The 19,835-nt window shown below is 58.9% G+C and carries 13 protein-coding genes and 3 pseudogenes; 13 read left to right on the top strand and 3 right to left on the bottom strand.

Features of this window, described 5'->3' with window-relative positions:
- Window positions 1-18: 18 nt before the first annotated feature.
- Together EOA38_RS01670 and EOA38_RS01665 are read left to right on the top strand one after the other, a co-directional pair.
- Window positions 19-1,460 (top strand): annotated as a pseudogene (locus tag EOA38_RS01670) (NAD-dependent succinate-semialdehyde dehydrogenase); the annotation flags it as partial.
- Between the two features lie 565 nt (window positions 1,461-2,025).
- Complete coding sequence (locus EOA38_RS01665) at window positions 2,026-2,925, top strand: hypothetical protein (RefSeq protein WP_245466449.1); 900 nt, start codon at window positions 2,026-2,028, stop codon at window positions 2,923-2,925.
- Window positions 2,926-3,705: 780 nt separating this feature from the next.
- Here EOA38_RS01665 and EOA38_RS01660 read toward each other — a convergent pair.
- Window positions 3,706-4,713: a hypothetical protein gene (locus EOA38_RS01660; RefSeq protein WP_126080659.1), complete on the bottom strand. Its 1,008-nt coding sequence runs from the start codon at window positions 4,711-4,713 to the stop codon at window positions 3,706-3,708.
- 252 nt (window positions 4,714-4,965) lie between these two features.
- On the opposite strand from EOA38_RS01660, the gene EOA38_RS01655 reads away from it, so the two are divergent.
- Window positions 4,966-5,439 carry a hypothetical protein gene (locus EOA38_RS01655; protein WP_126080660.1) on the top strand — a complete coding sequence of 158 codons (474 nt, stop codon included), beginning with the start codon at window positions 4,966-4,968 and terminating at the stop codon, window positions 5,437-5,439.
- A 402-nt stretch (window positions 5,440-5,841) separates the two neighbouring features.
- Here EOA38_RS01655 and EOA38_RS40125 read toward each other — a convergent pair.
- Window positions 5,842-5,962 (bottom strand): annotated as a pseudogene (locus EOA38_RS40125) (IS256 family transposase); the annotation flags it as partial.
- A 379-nt stretch (window positions 5,963-6,341) separates the two neighbouring features.
- On the opposite strand from EOA38_RS40125, the gene EOA38_RS01650 reads away from it, so the two are divergent.
- The 7 genes and pseudogenes from EOA38_RS01650 to EOA38_RS01620 all read left to right on the top strand — a co-directional run bounded on the left by EOA38_RS01650 (window position 6,342) and on the right by EOA38_RS01620 (window position 15,113).
- Window positions 6,342-8,006 (top strand): ABC transporter substrate-binding protein, encoded by a 1,665-nt coding sequence (locus EOA38_RS01650; RefSeq protein WP_245467327.1) that lies wholly within the window; start codon window positions 6,342-6,344, stop codon window positions 8,004-8,006.
- Window position 8,007: 1 nt separating this feature from the next.
- A complete protein-coding gene (locus tag EOA38_RS01645; RefSeq protein ID WP_281013029.1) occupies window positions 8,008-9,006 on the top strand; it encodes an ABC transporter permease in 999 nt (332 codons plus the stop codon).
- Entirely contained in the window at window positions 9,003-9,935 is a 933-nt protein-coding gene (locus EOA38_RS01640) for an ABC transporter permease (RefSeq protein ID WP_126080661.1), read from the top strand. The genes EOA38_RS01645 and EOA38_RS01640 overlap by 4 nt, the downstream gene beginning before the upstream one ends.
- Window positions 9,932-10,939: an ABC transporter ATP-binding protein gene (locus EOA38_RS01635; protein WP_126080662.1), complete on the top strand. Its 1,008-nt coding sequence runs from the start codon at window positions 9,932-9,934 to the stop codon at window positions 10,937-10,939. The genes EOA38_RS01640 and EOA38_RS01635 overlap by 4 nt, the downstream gene beginning before the upstream one ends.
- Window positions 10,932-11,993, top strand: a complete 1,062-nt coding sequence (locus tag EOA38_RS01630; RefSeq protein WP_126080663.1) for an ABC transporter ATP-binding protein — start codon at window positions 10,932-10,934, stop codon at window positions 11,991-11,993. The genes EOA38_RS01635 and EOA38_RS01630 overlap by 8 nt, the downstream gene beginning before the upstream one ends.
- A gap of 187 nt (window positions 11,994-12,180) precedes the next feature.
- Window positions 12,181-14,277: a S9 family peptidase gene (locus EOA38_RS01625; protein WP_126080664.1), complete on the top strand. Its 2,097-nt coding sequence runs from the start codon at window positions 12,181-12,183 to the stop codon at window positions 14,275-14,277.
- A gap of 99 nt (window positions 14,278-14,376) precedes the next feature.
- Window positions 14,377-15,113: pseudogene (locus EOA38_RS01620) on the top strand (IS5 family transposase).
- A 102-nt stretch (window positions 15,114-15,215) separates the two neighbouring features.
- On the opposite strand, the gene alr reads toward EOA38_RS01620, so the two are convergent.
- Window positions 15,216-16,385, bottom strand: coding sequence for an alanine racemase (gene alr, locus EOA38_RS01615; protein ID WP_126080665.1), 1,170 nt, complete (start codon window positions 16,383-16,385; stop codon window positions 15,216-15,218).
- A 377-nt stretch (window positions 16,386-16,762) separates the two neighbouring features.
- On the opposite strand from alr, the gene EOA38_RS01610 reads away from it, so the two are divergent.
- From EOA38_RS01610 to EOA38_RS01600, 3 genes are all read left to right on the top strand, one after another.
- The gene (locus EOA38_RS01610) at window positions 16,763-17,179 is read left to right on the top strand and encodes a GNAT family N-acetyltransferase (protein WP_126080666.1); all 417 of its coding nucleotides are present in this window, start codon (window positions 16,763-16,765) and stop codon (window positions 17,177-17,179) included.
- A 223-nt stretch (window positions 17,180-17,402) separates the two neighbouring features.
- Entirely contained in the window at window positions 17,403-18,656 is a 1,254-nt protein-coding gene (locus tag EOA38_RS01605; RefSeq protein WP_126080667.1) for a methylaspartate ammonia-lyase, read from the top strand.
- Between the two features lie 15 nt (window positions 18,657-18,671).
- Entirely contained in the window at window positions 18,672-19,823 is a 1,152-nt protein-coding gene (locus EOA38_RS01600; RefSeq protein WP_126080668.1) for a CaiB/BaiF CoA-transferase family protein, read from the top strand.
- Window positions 19,824-19,835: the final 12 nt, after the last annotated feature.

Here is a 19,835-nt window from a genome sequence, read left to right as displayed (position 1 = left end):
GGTATGGGTGTACTTACCATGATGCCGGAGGGACTGGCCGTTCCTTCTCTTCTGATCGAACGCGCCTATGTCGCCGGCGAATGGATTTCGGGCGGACGTCGCTTTGACATGACCAATCCCCTCGACCGGCGCGGTCGTTTCGTCGGTCCCCGATGTCGGAAGGGATACGGTGGAGCAGGCCATCGACCCCGCGCACCGCGCGTAACGGGAATGGACCCGACGCACAGGCAAGGAGAGAGCTGGGGTCCTGCGCGCCCTCCATGACCTCATGGTCGCGAATGCCAACGATCTCGCGGCCGTCCTCACCGCCGAGATGGGCAAACCGTTCGCCGAAGCGCGCAGCGAGATCCTGTACGGCGCGTCCTACGTCGAGTGGTTCGCCGAGGAAGCAAGCGTCCTACGGCGACGTCATTCCCGGACATCAGGACGACAAGCGCATTATGGTAATACGCCAGCCGGTCGGCGTGGTCGGTGCGATCACCCCGTGGAACTCCCCGGATGAGATGCTAGCGAGGAAGGTGGCGCCAGCGCTTGCTGCGGCTGCGCCATCGTCTCCAAGCCCGCCGCCCAGACACCGCTCTCGGCGCTGGCACTGGCGCTGCTCGCCGAGCGCGCGGGACTGCCGGGCGGACTGTTCTCGGTGATCACTTCGAAGGACGCGGTCATGGTGGGCAAGGCGTTCTGCGAGAACACCAAGGTTCGCAAGATCACGTTCACAGGCTCTATGCAGGTTGGCCGCACGCTGATGCGGCAGGCTTCCGGCCGGATCAAGAACCTTGGCCTCGAACTCGGCGGCAACGCCCCTTTCATCGTCTTCAACGACGCGGACCTGGATGCTGCCGTCGAAGGCGCGATCCTGTCGAAACTCCGCAATGCCGGGCAGACCTGTGTGTGCGCCAACCGCCTCTACGTGCAGTCCGGGATCAATGATGCCGCCGCGGCGGCGTTGACGAAGCGCGTCAGGAGCCTCAAGGTCGGCGACGGCTTCGAGAAAGGCGTGGCGATCGGACCGCTCATCGAGGAGAAGGCCGCCGCCAAGTGAAGGAGCACATTGCCGACGCATGTGCAATGGGTGCTCAAGTCGTCGCCGGCGGCGAACCGCACGAAAGAGGTGGGCTGTTCTTCACGCCGACGATCCTGACCGATGTAACGCAGGAGATGAAGGTCGCGCGCGAAGAGACATTTGGGCCGGTCGCGCCTCTCTTCCGATTTGATACGGAAGAAGAGGTCATCAAGCGCGCAAACGCTACCGAGTTCGGTCTCGCGTCCTACATCTACACCCGCGATGCATCCCGGATCTTCCGTGTCTCCGAGGCGCTGGAATAGGGCATGGTCGTCATCAACACGGGGCTCATCTCCACCGAGGTTGCGCCGTTCGGTGGCATCAAGCAGTCCGGCATCGGCCGCGAAGGTTCGAGTACGGCCTCGAGGACTACACCGAGTTGAAGTATCTATGCCTGTCCCTCCAGGATCCCGGGCAGAGAGTTATCTCCTGCACTAAGCCGGGTAGGGACCGCGTTGCTGCAGGTCATGAGCGGTCTGGATGATCCCAAGCTGTCGACCTCGAGCGCGGGACGCTTGTTGCCGGTCCGGCCGGATTGCGTCTCCTCGAAGATCTACTCGCAGCCGGCGCGCATCAGAGCATCAGAGCATTGCAGGTCCAAGTTCTGGCCGTCGAAACGTGCGCGTAGCCGATCTGCATGTCCGGATTGAATCACAGAATTACAGAATCGATTCCGTAAGAGCTCACGTCCGGACATACAGACGTTATTTCGGCCGGATGCCGCCAACGCGCATGACGCTCCGCAGATGCCGGGAAACGGTCGCTATGCAGATATGCGGCTGGTTTGCTGCGGGGAGACAGCCGCGACGTCGCCGGGAAAGCCATCTGGCCTCACGATGGTGCCGCCTGCATTCGATATTTGACCGGCCGGCACAAGTGCGATCACATGGGCACGTGACCACCCGCAAGGGCGGCGCTGCCTCCGATGATGATGATATAGAATACTGCTCGAGGTTCCCCGCGTGACATCACATAGACCTCCTGCCTCCTTAGGCTTTCTCGAGCTTGAGCGCGGGCTCGCGCCGGGCGAGAAACCTCCGCAAACGTATCCCGGTTCCCTGCTCAATCCAGATACTTACGACTTTCCGATCATCATCGAGACAGTGGAGGGTGCTTGGGCGGATCGCGTCATCCGAGGCGATCCGTCGCTTGAACCGGCCTACGTCACGTCAGCGCAACGCTTGGTCGAACGGGGCGCCGTTGCCGTGATCGCCAACTGTGGGTTCGCCATCCGACATCAGGCAGCGGTGGCCGCGTCGGTGAACGTACCCGTGGCGCTGTCAAGTCTCCTGCTTATACCGACCCTGCTACGTCAGCTTCCACCCGGCGCCAAGCTCGCGGTACTGACTGCCGATTCCACGCATTGCAGCGAAGGCCTATTCGGGATCGACGACCCGGCCGAGCGTGCGCGGATAGTGGTCGGCGGTATCGAAGGTGGAAAGCTCCTGGATAACGAAATGCAGCGCCCGCCGCGGCGCACGCTAGTGTCTGAAATCGAGGACGATGTCACGGCGTGCGTCACGCGACTGAGAAGGAGATATCCGCACATCGCGGCTTTTCTGTGTGAATGTACCGCATTCCCTCTGGTGTCCCCGATCATACGCCGGTTGACTGGGCTGCCTGTTTTCGACACGGTGATGCTGAGCCGAATGTTATTCACCAGCGCGGCGTGGACCGAATCATTCGAAACCAATCAGCGGACCCTCGCAGAAATAGTGAAGGACCGGGATGAAGGCGCTTATCTGGATAGGCGAGTGAAAGTCTTCACGGCGTCGCGATGGGCACCAGCGGCCGGGTCGCCAGCTCCCTCAAGCGACGCCTGTCAGTCGACGTCGACCATGAGCGATGGCAAGACATCGTAGTTATAGCGTCACCTTTAAGCGTTGGCCGTGCAGGAAAATCTGTCGGGCGAGACGCTGCACATTTGGGGGAACGGCATGACATCACCCGCACCCTGATCCTTGTCTGGATTGGCAGAGGCAGGTGGAGTGGTTCGATGAACATACGGCTTCGGCCGCTCTGATCACGGAAATGAGGCGCGAATCGCCGCAGCTGATCGGCAAGCAGGCTCAGGAGCTGGAATTTCTAGGGCGATCACGGCCTGCAACCGAAGGTCAGACGCCGGTTCGTCGCCGCGACCGACAGCATTCATAGCAGTCCGATCTACTCCAATCTGGCAAAAGGACATTGTCCCGACCTGCCAACCAACTCTAGGTCGGCGATATCACCTATGCCGCGCTACCGGCCCGCTTCGTCTACGTCGCCGTCATTCTCGACGTCTGGTCGCGCATGATCGTCGGCTACGCCATCGCCCGCGCGATCGATGCCCCCCGACGGTCGCCGTTGCGCCGCAATCGAGCGCAGAAAGCCGCCGCCAGGCCGCGTCCAGCGGCTCCCGGCCCGCAACGATCGAGGATTAACACATCCGGCAGACGAGCAAAACCGCAGCCCGATCGGTGTAACCCTAGAGCGCACTCCAGATCGCGGTCAGTTTCTGCAGTCGAGCATTGCGACCAACATCTCATGTCGACCGCCGTCATCACCGCCGCCTCGCACTCGGCGCAGCACCGAAATCGGTTGGCGACGTCTCGGCTGCCACGCTGATGGGGCACCGAGTGGGCGCCGACTCGACGCGTGACCGGCTACGGGATGCCGATCCCGAAATACCGCTTGTGGGCCACATCAAGGATGCGATTGATCAAGCTCGAATAGCTGTGCCCAGCGGCGATTGCGGCTAGGACATATTCGGATTGCATACTGAGCCCAGGCATCGTGTTGATCTCCAGCACAAAGGGTTGGCCGGAGCGGTCGATCCGGACGTCGAGGCGTGCATAGTCCCGGCACTCGCAGGCACGGAAGGTTGCAATCGAAATATCCCGCAGCAAAGTCGCAAGACTGCTCCCGACTCGCGCCGGGCAAATCGTCGACGCCTGCTCGGCAGGCAGGTACTTCGCTTCCCAAGTCAAAAGGCCAATTTCGCGTTCGCCGAAGTCGATCTCTGCGAAGGGCAACACCTCGGGTTTTCCGTTTCCCAGCAGCGCGACATGGATTTCCCGCCCATCGATGTATTCTTCCACTAGCGCATCCTGCCCATATTGCCCAATGATCATTTCGACGGCTTGCGCCAGCTGAGAGGGCTCATGCACGAGTTGCAAACCGAAGCTGTTGTCTTCACGGCGCGGCTTCACCACAAGTGGGAATCGCAAATCGCCGGTGCTGTCGGTGCCGCAGCGCATGATGCGAAAGTTCGGCGTCGGCACGCCGCAACTGCGCATGAGCGTCTTGCTGATAACTTTGTCGTCCGTCAGTCCATGCCCGAGTGGGCTCGATCCGGTGTATGGAACGCCGGCCATCTCAAGCATGCCCGGAACGTGCGTGAAACGGTAATCTCCTTGAATCCCCTCCGCCAGGTTGAAAACAAATCCTGAAGGGCGGGCTTGCGGATCGGGTGGCATGAAGCGCTCGAGCGTATTGAGCAGTCCTTTGTCGCCTTCACACAAAAGCGTTTCATGGCCGCCATCTTGCAGTGCCGCCACCGCCCTTTCGACTGTCTCGCCGGGCGGCCAAGGCTGCGGGGGCTGTGGATAAGGCTGACCGAATCGGTTGATCACGCCTGTAAAATCACGATTCCGGACGACGGCTACTCGCATGACGTACTCCTTGATGGTTCGGTTCTGCACTTCATTCGCTCGGATTTGTTTTCTCGAGGGAACAGCCCGCTTTATCCGCGCTCGCCTTCACGGAGTCCTATGCAATCCGCGTGCCACCAAGAGACGGTGCGAATAAAGGGGCAAGCGCTATGTGTCTCGCGGCGCGCCCGCGCGGGACACTTGTGCCTATGCCGCCGCTTGACTTCTGCCGAGGGACCCAGCCCGAGCCAGGCGGCGAAATCGCGACCGCACTTGAAGGGTTCCATCGGTGGCGAAAATGCCAAGGGCAGCAATAGGGCCGACACCGGGCATGGTTTGCAAGCGCCGAGATGTTGCAGCTTGCTTGGACAGCATGTCGATCGTCTTCTTCAATGCCGCGAAACGGCTGCTCAACTGTTTGATTTGGTCAAGAGCGCTGCAGATGTCGCGGACCAGATCCGGCAGGTCTGCACTCTCGTCCTCGACGATCTCTGCCAGACGTGGCAGGTGGCCGATGCCTTGCGGAACAACATAACCGAACTCCTAGAGGTGCGCGCGCAACGCATTCACCCATTCGGTTCTCTGATTCACGAACTGCTCTCTGGTGCGAAACACGATAGCCCGGGACTGCTACTCCTTGGTCTTCGGTTCGACAAAGCGCGTTGTCGGTCGTTGCGCTGCTTCGACGATCGCCTCCGCTTCGGCGACGTCGTTCTTCTGCCGCTTGACGGACGGTTTGGGACATAGGCCGGGACAATCAGTCTTGGCTCATGGCCAAGCCGAGCCATCTGACAGGTCTGTAGTGGGAGCTGCCGCACGCTTCCATTGCCACGACACATGCCGGTTGACTCGCCATGAACTTGCAAAACTGCAGGCGCGACAGCTTCTTGCGGAATACAACCGATCCATCAGCTGCCGCCCCCTGCAGCTGAATGCCGTTCTTTCCCAGATCGACCCCAATGATAGTAACTTTTCCATCGATGCCTGCCTCTCCTTTGCGTGGCGCTAACACCACCAACTTGGCACATTGCGATGCCGTCGGAGAAGGCTGGCATCCACCCCATCAGTAAAATGGGACAGCCATGGTGCTGGTCGCGCGGCTTGGCGCAGAGCATGTTTCTTGTGCTCACGCAGATCGTCCATGTTGATCTAGCGGTTGGCGCCATCCGTTTTCGTTGGTTTCGACAGCCAATGTCCTGACGGGGGCGGCATCTCTATGTTTTGGAAAGATGAGCACGACACAGGTGCGCCGGCGGATTTCCTCGTTGAGGCCGCCCTCGTCCATCTCGGCCTCGAGCACCTCCTGCATCCGCACGGATCACTTCGTGCGGACCTGCGGGGCTGGAAGCAGAATGTCTTTGGCGGCAGCGCTGGTCGATTACCGGGGAATCAACAGGTGCGATTTTCAGAGCTGCACCGTCGACAGAAAGCGTCCATCTGGGCGGGGAGAGTCGTTAGCCATCTACTTATTAGATGGCGATTATATCGAGTCTCTATTTGCCAATTCAGCAGCTGTCGAAGAAATCTAACTTAAGACTATAAAGGGGAACCGCCACACCAATTACCTTGTGCACGCGCTGGCCATCAGTTCCAAATGGGCGCGACGAGGTGCGGGAATGCGGCGTGGCGAGGCTTAAAGGAGGACCAGAATGATGTGGTCTATGAATCGCCGTGCGGTCGTCAAAGCAATGCTGGTGGGATCGGTTGCCCCGTGGGTCATTAACTCAAGGGCGTTCGCTTCGTCTTGTAGCGACCATATTGTGCGTGTCGGCTCGATGGGTGCTCCCGATTCCATGAATCCATTCGCCACCTGGAGTTCGTTCTGGCCGCTTGTCTTGTCCTACGATTCGCTGGTCGGCGTTGACGCCCAGCGACACCCTGACCGGAGGGGGTTTGCGAAGGCGTGGGCCGTTGCTGATGACGGGCTCACTTGGACAATCAAGGTATGGCCCGGCATGAAGTGGTCGGACGGCCAACCCGCCACCGCCAGAGACGCCGCGTTCACCTATAATTATCTGCTTGGCTCCGTGGGCAAGCCAGACGAGCTGAATATTGGCCAAAACAGCACAGACGGCATGGAACAAGTCGCATCCGTTACGGCCATTGATGACGAAACTCTGCGGATCGTGACCAAGGCTCCTACGCGCTGGCCAATTGACAACTTCGTTCTAATGGTCCCTGAGCACGTTTGGAAGGACATCGGCTACGCGGATGCGCGCAGCACTTTTCGCAACGACCCGCCGCTGGTGGGAACTGGGCCTATGATCGTTGCGGAGTTTCAGCAAGGCCAATTTGTGCGCCTTACGCCAAACGCGTATTTTCGCACTGAGCAGCCGAAGACGGCCGGGATGATTATCCACTTCTTCACCACGCAGGATCCAATTGCCCAGGGTCTGAAGAGTGGGAGCTTCGATTGTGGGGGCGTGACAACCGCACAGTGGGCTGCCTTCTCGAAGGAGAGCGATATCGGGGTCTATGAATCTCGCGTGGAGCAGCGGGACTATCTGGCATTTAATACGGCCTCCGGGAAGGGGGCGGGCAGCACCAAGGCCCTGCAGGATCCAGCGTTTCGCGACGCGATCGGCTATGCGATCGATCAGAAAGCGATCGTGGATCGCGCCTACCGCGGGCACGCAGACCCTGGTGTCGGAATTGTGATGCCGGTAGCCGCCGACTATTACTCAGACCTAAGCGACATCAGGCGCCGCTTCGATCTAGCCGAGGCGGGTCGTCGGCTAGACGCGGCCGGATATCGGGACACGAACGGCGATGGTGTCCGGGAGGACAAGGAGGGAAAGAGCTTACAGCTTGAGCTAATCACAGGAAAGGCTTCGGGTGTGAGCGAGATTCCGATTGCAGCCGTGCAGCTTGTTGCGGGCTGGCTGGGACAAATTGGCATTCCCGTGTCGGTGACCCAGCTCGATTCCGGTGCGCTCACAGCCCGCACGACAGCGCCGACGGACGGCGGCGGAAGCTGGGATCTGCTAATCGCCAGCAACTGGCTGTCTTCCTCGCCTCACGACCTGCTCGTCTTGGGCAGTAGCAAGTCCATCGGCCTCACTAACAGATCGTACTGGACAAATGAGAAGTTCGACGCGCTCCTGACTGAGGTCGACCGTACCGTCGACCTGAAGAGGAGCCAGGAGCTGGTCGATCAGGCAGCGCGCCTCATCTATGCTGAGGCGCCGTATATCATTCTGAGTCACCCCTTAACGCTCGGTGCCTATCGTAAGGACTGCTTCCAGGGCTGGGGACCGGAGGACGCGATATCGGATTGGAGCTATTTCCCGTTCGATCGGTTGAGGCCGATCTAACGTGGCTGGCAACGCACAGGAAGGGCGAACAAGCCGCATTGGGAATGTCCTGATCAGGGCGGCCATAACTCTTTCGATGGTGGCCACACTGAACTTCGTCCTGTTCAGGGTCATTCCCGGTGACCCTGCAGCGCTTCTGCTTGGCGGTGCTCGGATGAGCGTGTCCGCTGAACGGATCGAGGCGCAGCGCCAGAACTGGGGACTCGACCGGCCGCTTTTCCCGGACCAGATACTTGACTACCTGTCGGCAACTCTACATGGCGATCTCGGCTACAGCTTCAAGTTCAGGGGTAGACTTGTCTCTGACCTTATTTGGGAGCGCTTGCCGGCCACCATCGCCCTGGTTGGCTTGGCCCAATTAATCGCCATGCTATGCGGTGTCATGCTTGGGCTCTATGCGGGTTGGCGCAGAGGAGGAGCTGTCGACCGTATCGCCATGGGAGCATCTCTAGCGCTCTATTCTACGCCGTCTTTCTGGCTTGCTATGGTACTAGTAGTCATTTTTAGCACGGCATTGGGGTGGTTTCCGGGTTATGGCATCTATTCACCCGGCGCTAGCATAGGTTCAACTGATAAGATCCTAGACTACTTGCGACATCTCGCACTTCCGGTCGCCGCGGTAGCCCTTGGGCTGATCGGGCAATACGTTGTGGTCGCGCGTGCAGCGATGAGTGACGTCGTTACTGAGGACTACATGGTGACCGCACGCGCCAAGGGACTTACCAACGGTCAGATGCTGATGCGCCATGCATTTCGTAACGCAATGCTGCCGCTCGTGACCTTGATTACTCTCAATCTTGGCTACGTGGTCGCTGGTGCGATCACCGTCGAAGCCGTCTTCGCCTGGCCGGGAATTGGTGGTCTCACGGTCGAAGCGCTCAACGCGCGGGACTACCCAGTTCTTCAAGGGATATTCCTGTTGCTTGGTGTATCGATCGTTGTCGCGAACCTCCTAGCCGATCTTGCCTACGGCATTCTTGATCCGCGAATCCGGCAATGAGTGAAAGTATCGTGCGATATTCCTCGCGTAGCCGGGCGAGAGCGATCAAGAGCTTTCTATCCAATCTTCTTGGTCACGCCGGGGCTCAGCTCGGCCTGTTGTGTCTGGTGTTTTTCCTTGTCCTCTCTGCTGTGCCCAATATCCTCGTAGGTCCACTTGAGACCGTAGCCACCGCAACTGGTGATTTCCTCGTTCCACCATCAAGCCAGCATCTGCTGGGGACCGATGAGGTGGGGCGTGACGTGCTCAATCTGGTCGTCCATGGTGCCCGGATATCGCTCACGATCGCGCTGCTGGCGACCGTCATCAGCCTCGTCGTCGGCACTACGGTTGGTATCATTGCTGGCTACTACGGTGGCAGAGTTGACGTCTGGCTGATGCGGCTGACGGATTTCTTTTTCGTCATGCCGTCCTTCGTCCTTGCGCTGGTCATCACACCCGTGGTGCTCGAAGTAATGGGGCGGGGCAGAGAAATCCTCGGCTTCCGTCCTTCCCTCTTCGTGATCCTTGTCGTCATCGGCATAACAAGCTGGGCGTTTGTCGCCCGTATCGTTCGCAGTCAGACACTATCGCTTAAGGAGCGAACATTCATTGATCGCGCACGAGTTGTGGGCAGCAGCAATTTGAGCATCATGGTGCGGCATATCCTCCCCAATCTCGTTCCGCAAATCGCAGCGAATGGTGCGCTGGTCGTCGCTGGCGCAATCTATGTCGAGACGTCGCTCTCGTTCCTCGGGCTTGGCGACCCATTGCAGCCTTCATGGGGCACTTTGCTTTCGCTCGCTCAGCGCGCCGGTGCGGCCAGTACCGGAGCTTGGTGGTACCTCGGCGCCCCCGGGCTGTGCGCCCTCGCGGTTTCCCTTAGCTTCGTCCTGGTCGGCAATGCCCTCGACGACACGTTCAATCCACGGCAGAGGGTGATCCCATGACAAACCTCTCCCAAGACAAGGCATCGCTTTTGGAAGTCGACGGGCTTTCTGTTGAGTATCGGCTCAAGGGCGTTTCATTGCGAGCGATCGACCGCGTGAGCTTCGCGCTCCAGGCTGGAGAGGCCGTTGGCCTCGTCGGTGAATCGGGCAGTGGCAAGACTACCACCGCCATGGCGATCGCTGGTCTACTATCGCCCAATGCACGGGTCAGCGGCGGCCAAGTGCGCTATCGTGGTAACCTGCTGTCGATCGACAATGATGCGGCGATGCGGCCACATCGCTGGACCGAGACGTCCGTCGTTTTCCAGGGCGCGATGAATGCGCTCAATCCCGTTCACCGCATTATCAAGCAAATCGCCGAGCCATGCATCCTGAAGCTCGGCATGTCGCGTGCCGAGGCGACCGCGCGGGCACGGGAGGTTCTAGAACTCGTCGGCATTCCGACGGATCGCGGCACTGCCTATCCCCACGAGTTGTCGGGCGGTATGCGTCAAAGAGTGATGATTGCCATGGCGCTCGCATGTCGCCCCTCGATCATCATCGGTGACGAGCCGACCACGGCGCTCGACGTCATCACACAGGCTCAGATCCTCAAGCTGTTGGGGAAGTTGCGATCGCAGCTTAACCTAGCGCTCATTTTAATCACCCACGACCTGTCTGTCGTCGCTGAGTCGTGTGATCGCGTGATGATCATGTACGCCGGCCGGATAGTCGAGGATGGAACCGTCGCGGAGATCTTCGCTAAGCCCAAACATCCCTACACTCGCCTGCTGATCGAATCGATCCCCAACCCGGCGAGCGGCATACGGATAATTCGCCCTATCCCCGGTGATCCTCCCAACTTAATGAATCGACCGTCAGGCTGCGCCTTCCATCCACGTTGCCCGTCAGCAACGGGGGTCTGCACGACCGAAGTTCCCAGCCTCGAAAAGTTCGGGTGGGGACGCGTCGCCTGTCACCTTCACCGTTCCTCGCAAGAAGGCAGGGTTGCAGTTCATGCCTGACACCTCCGACATCCTGAGTCTCGAGAGCCTGAAGGTCCATTTTCCTATCCAGGGCGGACTGTTCGACCGGGTCCTGGGGCGATCTGCCGGGGCGGTGCGTGCGGCGGATGGAGTCGACCTCAACATTGGACGAGGTGAAATCGTCGCCCTGGTTGGAGAATCCGGAAGCGGCAAGACGACAGTGGGCCGCGTCATCACCAAGCTAGCCCAGCCCACAGGAGGCAGGTTGCTGTTTGAGGGCCGCGATATGACGTCTGCAAAGGGCTTCTCGGCTCTGCGTCCCTACCGGCGACGCGTGCAAATGATCTTTCAGGATGCTTATCAGGCGCTCAACCCGCGACACACCGTGTTCGACAGTGTGGCAGAGCCGTTGCGCTCCCTGCGGCTGGTCAAGAACCATGCTCAACTCACAGAAAGGGTCAGCGAAGCGCTTTCGGCGGCCGGGCTCAATCCTCCCGGTGATTTCTTCGCCCGCTTCCCACACGAACTCTCCGGCGGCCAGCGCCAGCGCGTCGTGATTGCCGGAGCGCTTGCCGTGAAGCCGGAGCTCATCGTTGCCGACGAGCCCGTGTCGATGCTCGATGTATCGATACGCGCACAAATTCTTCAGGTCCTGGTTGACCTGCGCGCCAAGCACAACATGGCGCTACTGTTCATCACCCACGACCTGCCGCTCGCCTGGCTGATCGCCGACCGGATTGCAGTCTTATATCTTGGGAGATTGGTCGAGATCGGCAGCGCCGATGACATCACATTCAACCCCCGGCATCCCTATACGGTCGCGTTGCGCAACGCCACGCCGCAGATTCGCAGCGACGCAAGTCGCTTCGAGCTGCCGGCGTTGCAAGGAGAGGTTCCAAGCGCCGCACGCGTGCCGAAGGGCTGTCGTTTCCATCCTCGCTGCCCGCTTGCTTTCGACCGGTGCAAGGAGGAGGAGCCGCCGGCCATCGAAGTCGGGCCGCAGCATATGTCCGCATGCTGGCTGCCGACGTCAGGTGCGAAAGCAGAATTGTCGACACCCAACCTGAAAAGTGCCGACCATGGTTCCGTCTGACAGTAAGTAATAATAGGGCACTCGAAGCGCTATTCTGCCAGAACGGAATTAACGGATGTTGGTAATAACGCACCGTGGCTCGTTAAACGGTTTACACTATATCGCCTAGGAGCAACATTGATGCACAAACTGTCTGCTCGCGGACTGCCGCGCCAATTCCTTGCTCTTTTTTCCTGAGGGCCTTGTGATGGTAGACAAGCACCTGCAGCCACCGCTTCCTCGTTCCGAGGCACGGATCCGGGTCCTTCATGGCGACGTCACGATAGACTCGTATGGCTGGCTCAGGGACTGGGAGAATCCCGACGTCCGCGCGTATCTTGAAGCCGAGAACAGCTACGCGCAGCAAGCGACAGCCCACCTGGAAGGGCTCAAGGCGGAACTTATCGCCGAGATCGAAGGGCGTCACACCTGCGAGGGCGCCCCACCAACCTTCCAGGTTGGGCCTTTCGAGTACTTCGAAAGACACGGGCGGGGCCTGTCTCATCCTGCGTGGTGGCGCCGGCCGGTGACCGGAGGCTCGGCCGAGCTTGTTCTCGACCCGAACGCGATCCCGGGGGCCGAGATCTTCTATTCGCTCGGTGTCTTCGAGCCGAGTGACGACGGGCGTTACGTGGCGTTCAGCTTCGATGTCATCGGGGACGAGAACTTCGAGCTTAGGGTGCGGGACATAGAGACCGGCCATGACGTCTGGACGGGCTCGAGGCGGGCTGGGATGGTTACTTGGACCGCGGACGGCAACACGCTCTTTTTCACGCGGGAGCGGGCGGACCGGCGGCGGCAACGCCATGAGCTTATACGCCTGGACGTCAACGATTCGCACTCTGAGGTAGTGTTCGAGGAGGCGGACGAGCGACTGAACTTGCGGATTTGGCGCTCTGATAGCGGCGCCTGGCTGCTTTTGGACGTTATGGACAACGCCGGGGCGGTGGAGGTGTGGTGCCTTCCTGCCGACCAGCCGGGCGTTGGGTGGCGCCGGATTGTGGCGCGTGATCTTGGCCACCATGTCTTTGCCGAGCACTGGGGCGACAGGTTCTTGTTTCGGGTAAACGACGCTGGACCCTACTGGCGGCTCGTGTGTGCGCCGATAGGTGACCCGTCACCATCGTGCTGGGAGGAGGTCATCCCGCATCGAGCGGGCGTGACGCTTGAGGAGGTCCACGTGCTCGACCAGCACCTGGTTGTCCTGGAACGAGAGGGCCTTCGTCCTCGCCTCGTCTCGCATAACCGAAGCGGGGGGGTCGCCGCCACGATCGTTCCCGACGAGCCGAGCTGCACTCTTAAGGTCGGCTTGTCTGCAGGGGGTAGCTATTCGGTCGCACGGCATCCGTTCCGAAGCTCGAAGTTGGTCTACTCGGTTAGCTCATTCGTGACGCCCGACACGTTTGTAGAGCATGATCTCGCCGACGACCGATCGGCAGTCCTGTACCAGGCCCGCGTTCCCGGATATGACCCGGCTCAATACGTGGCGACGGTCGTCATGGCGCAGGCGGAAGACGGGGTGGATATACCAATTTCGCTCGTCGCGCGGCGCGATCGAACCACCCCAGGGCCGGTGTTATTGAATGTCTACGGCTGTTATGGAAAACCGAGATGGCCCTCGTTTTTCACTTGGCCCTCATCCATGACCAAACGTTTGAGCCTGCTCGATCGCGGAGTTGCTTTCGGCATCGTGCACGTACGGGGAGGCGGGGAGCTTGGACGTCCGTGGCACGAGGCGGCTACCCGCGATCGAAAACGTATCACCCACACAGATCTGATCGTCGCTGTCGAGGCGCTTGTTAGGCAGGGGGTCGCCACCGGCGACGGCATCGTCATTGAGGGAGCGAGCGCTGGCGGGGGTACCGTGCTTGCCACGGCCGACTTGCGGCCCGACTTGTTCCGCGCCGTACTCGCCGAGGTTCCGCTCGCCGACATCATAGATACCGAGCTGGACTTCACGATGCCGTACGCGCTGCCGGAAATAGCGGAGTACGGCGATCCCCACATAGCCGACGAATATCGGCACCTGCGCAGCTACGATCCTTACTACAACCTCAGTGCCGATCGCCCGCGCCCGCCAACTTACGTCGACGCCGCGCTCGACGACAGCCAGGTGCTCTACTACCAGCCTGCTCGGTACGTTGCCCAGCGACGTTCCTTTACGGCCGGTCGAGACCCAGGTCTTGTTTTCCACATGCGTATGGTCGGTGGCCACGGCGGCGCTTCACATGGGCCTAGTGTAGCCGAAGAAGCAGCACTTCGTATGGCTTGGATTCTAGACCAGGTCCGATGCTCGGGCAATTAGGCATTTCTATGTTACAATCGGAATCAAAGCTAGGGTCAGGACCCATAATCTATTGAGTTGATATCTGTTTGGTGATTCAGGGTGGCAGGAGGTGCTGCCTTGAGTGATTTGCTGATGTTGACGCCGGAGCAGATGCGCCGGATCGAGTCCTATTTTCCTTTGTCGCATGGTGTTCCGCGTGTGGATGACCGCCGGGTGCTGAGCGGCATCCTGTTCGTGATCCGAAATGGCCTTCGCTGGCGAGATGTCCCTTCCGACTACGGTCCGTACAAGACCATCTACAACCGCTTCATCCGCTGGAGTCGGCTGGGTGTGTTCAACCGCATCCTAGCGGAACTGGCCGCGCAGGGCGGCGAAACGGACAATCTGATGATCGATGCCACCCATCTCAAAGCGCACCGCACTGCCGCCAGCCTCCTTAAAAAACTCTATCCCGATGTATCGGACGCAGCCGAGGCGGACTGACCACCAAGGGACGTCCGCGGCTGCTGCATCTGAGCGAAGGGCAGACCAATGATCACAAGACTGCTGCGGCCGTGATCGAGGATTTGCCCGCCGCCAACGCCCTGCTGGCCGATCGGGCCTACAGTTCAGCGGCCTTCCGCCAGGCGCTCGTCGAGCGCGGTATCAGGCCATGCATCCCACCCCATGCCAAGCATCGTGTTCAGCACAGCTATGATCCTGTCCGATACCGGCAACGTCACAGGATCGAGAACATGTTCGCACGCCTCAAAGACTGGCGACGCATCCACACCAGATACGACCGATGTGCTCACACCTTCCTGTCGGCTATCGCCTTCGCTGCAGCCTTCATCTTCTGGATCAATGAGTCCTGACCTAGCTACATGTTTGATCCGGGGCTTTGATGGGGCATCCTTATCTTTCGAATCAAAGGATGCCCTATGGACCAAGTTCTCCATGGGAGCGCCATAACGAAATCAAAGGCGTGCCTTGCCATCATTCATCTCGCTGCTGCCATCAAAGTCTAACGCCTTATTCCTAGGGGTCGTAGGTAACAAGGAAGAATTCAGATACCGTCTTGTGCAACCAGCACCTAGGCGGGTTAAGACTTCGTGTGGGCTGAGGCCCACAGCTTCTGCAAGGTCATCTAAGGTAAAATCATTTCCCAGTAATTCCACAAAGTTACCTGGCCCACAAAGCGCTTCTGGAACATCTGTTATATCAATTGTCATGTTCTCCATGCATATTGTTCCGATTAGAGGGGCCGAATAACCTGCGAACCGAGCTGATATCTTGTTCGCGCAGGCCCATGGAAGGCCATGTGTGTAGCCGATCCCGACGGTCGCTACGCGGGTAGCTCGACCCGTACGAAATGTCGCACCGTAGCCAACAGCCTCCCGCCTAGCGACATTGCGCACGTCGAGTATTTTCGCTCGGAGCCTTGCAACCGCTTGCAGCGGATTTGGTCGAATGCCAGCATCGTTGAGCCCGTACAGGGCTGAGCCCACCCGTACCATGTCGAAATGATAGGATTTACCTAGCCAGATACCGGCGGACGCTGCGAGACTGCCGCAGGTGGGCTTAATCAGATCGTAGATCGCCCGGAAGCGGTTCCGTTGCAACACATTAGTTGGGTCCGCAACGGTTTCGCTGCACGCTAGATGGCTGAGTACGACCGAAGGGGGATACATGTCGAACGTACCAGAAAAATACGCGCGACGCACGTCCGCAATGGCGAGCCCAAAGCGGGAAAATCCCGTTTCCACGTTAAGAAAATATGTCTTCGTTCCTGTTGCAATAACGGCTTCCAATTCGGCGCAATTGTTCACAACCGGTATGAGGTTATTGGATTGGTAGAATCTACCAAATTTCGCGAAATCATCGCAAAAAACCGCGATTGCCTCGTCTACATGGGACGATCTTAGAAGCAGCGCTTCCTCAAGATTGCCGACGAAGAGCAGATCGCAGCCGACATGAATAAGCGCCCTTGCAATCTCTACAACACCAAGTCCATAGGCGTCGCTCTTGACGACAGCGGCGACCCTTACGCCTAACCCAACGAGGGCCGTGATGGCCCGGAAGTTCGCCTGAATAGCCCCAAGATTGATTTCAAATATAGCATTTCTGGGGCGAACTAACGGCAACATCTTTTGCTCTCCAACAGTCCCGTTTTTTATAAACCTCGCCGCCCCGCGATGCAGCCTACTATCCTAGGTAGGCGCGCGAGCTGAGATTGCCGTTTAAAAAGGGGCGCCGTCGAAGCACGGATTAGACACTGGTTAAAGCGGACTGAGACGCAAGCAGTCGCTTCGGCAGGGCACTTGCACGCAGATGACAAAGCATAGTCGTTCAACTGACTAGTAAGCTGTGTTCTGGATAGGGCAGTTGCTGCGCAGCTCTTCGTGCCAAAATCCGCCACAAGCTACTGCTGGTTTCACGCAGTCAGGGCGAAAATCTCGGCACCGGCTGCGAATACAAGGTATTGCGTAAGCTTAGATCAATCAATTTTTGTTAAGGGGTTGGCATGAGCGAACAATCTGAGATCCTTTACGTTAGTGAGCCGAACCTTGACCCGGCCGAATTCTGCCGCGTGTTGGCCGAATCCGGCTTCGGGGCGACCCATGGCGAGCTTCGGCTGCATGCGATGCTCCGCCAAGCCGACTTGGTGCTGACGGCCCGGCTCCATCGGCCGGGGCGGAAGCTGGTCGGAGTACTTCGATGCGTTACTGACTTTTCCTGGATCTGCTACGTCTCCGAGCTTGCCGTATCGGCGTCGGCGCAAGGCCTCGGCATCGGCAAGGGCCTCCTGTATGAAGCCCGCCGGCAACTCGGGCCTGCTGTGGCCATAGCTTTGATCTCTACACCCAACTCTGTCGGCTTCTATGAAGGGATTGGATTGACGCGCATTTCAGACGCATTCTGGTTAATGCGCGAATGCTAACCCAAATGAGGTGAGTACGACGTTGCAATGTCCACCTATACAATAATTCGACGTTCGTCGAATGCTTGCCGGAATACGGGGTGCATGTGTCTGACGCCGGCCATCTGAAAACGCGATGGGACCGTCCGGGACATTATGTTGGCGAACTCAAGATCAAGTGGTGCATAGTCGGCGCAGCAAATCCAACTGCCATCAACGATGTCCGAAAATCGAGCGAAGTGAAATGCAGATCAAAGACGTCCTCCTTGCGCCTGGCAATGGCGCTTTTTTCTATGACGATCAGGGTGCCATCAGGGCCGGCGCGCCCCAGGACGGTTTCGTCTATAGCGGCGAGGCGACAGCGATTGGGTTCACGTCCATCCGCGTTCCGGCATCTTCGCTCAGCATCGGGCTTGCTCTCACCGACGGGGCCGTGGTTTGGGGTGACATGATGAGCGTTCAATATTCTGGTGCTGGAGGACGAGATCCTTTGTTTGAGAGTGCTCAAATCTCGGAGTTAACCTCGCGTATAGTCGTGCCCCGGCTTCTCAATGTCGACGTATCTCGTTATCTCGATGCCTGTGCAAAGGTTTTTGAGCCTCTCCAGCACCAGCGGTTACCTCTCGCGATTGAGTATGGCGTTAGCCAGGCGCTCCTTCGCGCCTCGGCCCATCTTCAAAGTACCACGATGGCGGAAGTCGTTTGCAGTGAATTTAACCTGCCGCTGCCAATTCGCAGGGTTCCGATCTACTGCCAAAGCGGCGATGCTCGCGAAATCAACGTCGACAAAATGATCTTGAAAGCGGTAGATATACTTCCCCACGGCCTGATCAACTCACGGCAGAAATTCGGCGTCGAGGGCCAGGCCTTCATGGAGTTCGTGAAGTGGGTTGCGGCGCGGACGCGCGAAATTGGCCGCCCGGGGTATCATCCGGTGCTGCATTTCGATGTGTATGGCTGGATCGGCCAGGAAATCAGCCTGGAGCCGCAACTCATCGCCGACTTTATCTGCAGGGTCGCCGACGCTGTTCCGGGTTTCACCCTCAATGTCGAGTCCCCGGCGGATTTTGGTTCGACGCAAGCTCAAATTGAGAACTACGCCAAGATCGTATCAATTTTGGACAACCGGGGTTCCACCGCTCGCATTGTCGTGGACGAAAGGTGCAACACGCTCGAGGATATTCGGCTCTTTGCCGAAGCGAAGGCCGCGCATCTCATTCAAATCAAGACGCCTGATGTCGGCTCATTGGCTGACACGGCACGTGCAGTGCTCCTGTGTAAGGAGAACAAGGTAGGCGCGTACGTTGGAGGAAGCTGTACCGAGACAGATCTCTCTGCCCAGGCTTCCGTCCACATATCGATGGCGACCCAGGCAGACATGATGCTTGCGAAGCCTGGAATGGGAGTCGACGAGGCATTCTCGATCGTGGGCAATGAACAGAATCGGTTGCTTGCGATGCTGAATCGTCGTCGGGCTCAAAACGAAAATGTTGGATGAAGAGCGCGGTGTTGCATGCAGAACTCTCTTGAGGGGATCACTGTCGTAGCTGTGGAGCAGGCCGTTGCTGCACCGTATGCATCGTCTCGTCTTGCCGATGCAGGCGCCCGGGTGATCAAGGTTGAGAGGCCTGAGGGAGACTTTGCCCGGAAATACGATAAGTTGGTGCGGGGGCAAAGCGCCTATTTCGTTTGGCTCAACCGGGGTAAGGAGTCAGTATGCTTGGATTTGAGGTTGGAGGCGGACCGTGCTGTGCTGGACACGCTTGTTGCTGCTGCTGACGTCTTTATCCAGAATCTGAAGCCAGGCAGCATCGAAAAACTCGGCTTCGGATCTGCGGATCTGCGTCGCCGTTTTCCGCGGCTAATCACCTGCGACATTTCGGGATTTGGGGAGGGGGGGCCATTTTCTCACCTCAAGGCCTATGATCTCATCGTCCAAGCCGAAACCGGTCTGTGTGCGATCACCGGGACGCAACAGGGACCCGCCCGTGTGGGTGTGTCGGTTTGCGACATCTCGGCAGGCATGACGGCACATAGCGCCATACTTCAGGCGCTGTATCATCGCGAGGTCACTGGCGAAGGGGCTAGCATTCAGGTGTCCCTGTTCGATGCCGTCGCCGATTGGATGAACGTGCCGGTCCTGCAACACGACTACAGCAGCTACCACACGGTACGCGCGGGCGTGAAACACCCCTCGCTGGCGCCTTATGGCGCCTATCGCTGCGCCGATGGCAAGGACGTCATCTTTTCCGTGCAGAATGACCGGGAATGGGTGAATTTCTGCGAGAAATTCCTGAAGCGGCCTGAGCTCACGCGTGCACTTGGTTTCGCCGACAACATGGAGCGCCTCGGCCACCGTCCTCAACTTGATGAGATAATTGAGCTGCGGTTTTCCGAGCTGTCCTGCCACGAAGCGATGCAGGAGCTTGAGGCGGCCGGTTTGGCATATGGGCGACTGAACGAAGTGGCGGACATTTCAAAGCATCCACACGTTCGCAGGGTTGAGATTGGCACACCTGAAGGAACAGTAGAGACGATCGCCCCGGCGGCGATCTTCAACTCTGAGCGCCCCTCGCTGCGCCCAGTTCCGGGCCTTGGTGCGCATACGGAGGCTGTCCGCGAGGAGGTTCGAGCAGGTTTGCGCGCAAGAGCCGCGTCAGCATGAGCGTGCCTGTTG

Source organism: Mesorhizobium sp. M1E.F.Ca.ET.041.01.1.1 (assembly GCF_003997355.1).
GTDB lineage: Bacteria > Pseudomonadota > Alphaproteobacteria > Rhizobiales > Rhizobiaceae > Mesorhizobium.
The sequence above is the reverse complement of the archived record's forward strand: the minus strand, read 5'-3'. Positions and strand labels throughout refer to the sequence as shown.

Excerpts from the sequence above, each read along its gene's own strand:
- EOA38_RS01660 (WP_126080659.1), bottom strand. The coding sequence starts at position 4,713 with ATGCGAGTAGCCGTCGTCCGGAATCGTGATTTTACAGGCGTGATCAAC.
- EOA38_RS01600 (WP_126080668.1), top strand. The coding sequence starts at position 18,672 with ATGCAGAACTCTCTTGAGGGGATCACTGTCGTAGCTGTGGAGCAGGCC.
- EOA38_RS01605 (WP_126080667.1), top strand. The coding sequence starts at position 17,403 with ATGCAGATCAAAGACGTCCTCCTTGCGCCTGGCAATGGCGCTTTTTTC.
- alr (WP_126080665.1), bottom strand. The coding sequence starts at position 16,385 with ATGTTGCCGTTAGTTCGCCCCAGAAATGCTATATTTGAAATCAATCTT.
- EOA38_RS01610 (WP_126080666.1), top strand. The coding sequence starts at position 16,763 with ATGAGCGAACAATCTGAGATCCTTTACGTTAGTGAGCCGAACCTTGAC.
- EOA38_RS01640 (WP_126080661.1), top strand. The coding sequence starts at position 9,003 with ATGAGTGAAAGTATCGTGCGATATTCCTCGCGTAGCCGGGCGAGAGCG.
- EOA38_RS01625 (WP_126080664.1), top strand. The coding sequence starts at position 12,181 with ATGGTAGACAAGCACCTGCAGCCACCGCTTCCTCGTTCCGAGGCACGG.
- EOA38_RS01630 (WP_126080663.1), top strand. The coding sequence starts at position 10,932 with ATGCCTGACACCTCCGACATCCTGAGTCTCGAGAGCCTGAAGGTCCAT.
- EOA38_RS01650 (WP_245467327.1), top strand. The coding sequence starts at position 6,342 with ATGATGTGGTCTATGAATCGCCGTGCGGTCGTCAAAGCAATGCTGGTG.
- EOA38_RS01635 (WP_126080662.1), top strand. The coding sequence starts at position 9,932 with ATGACAAACCTCTCCCAAGACAAGGCATCGCTTTTGGAAGTCGACGGG.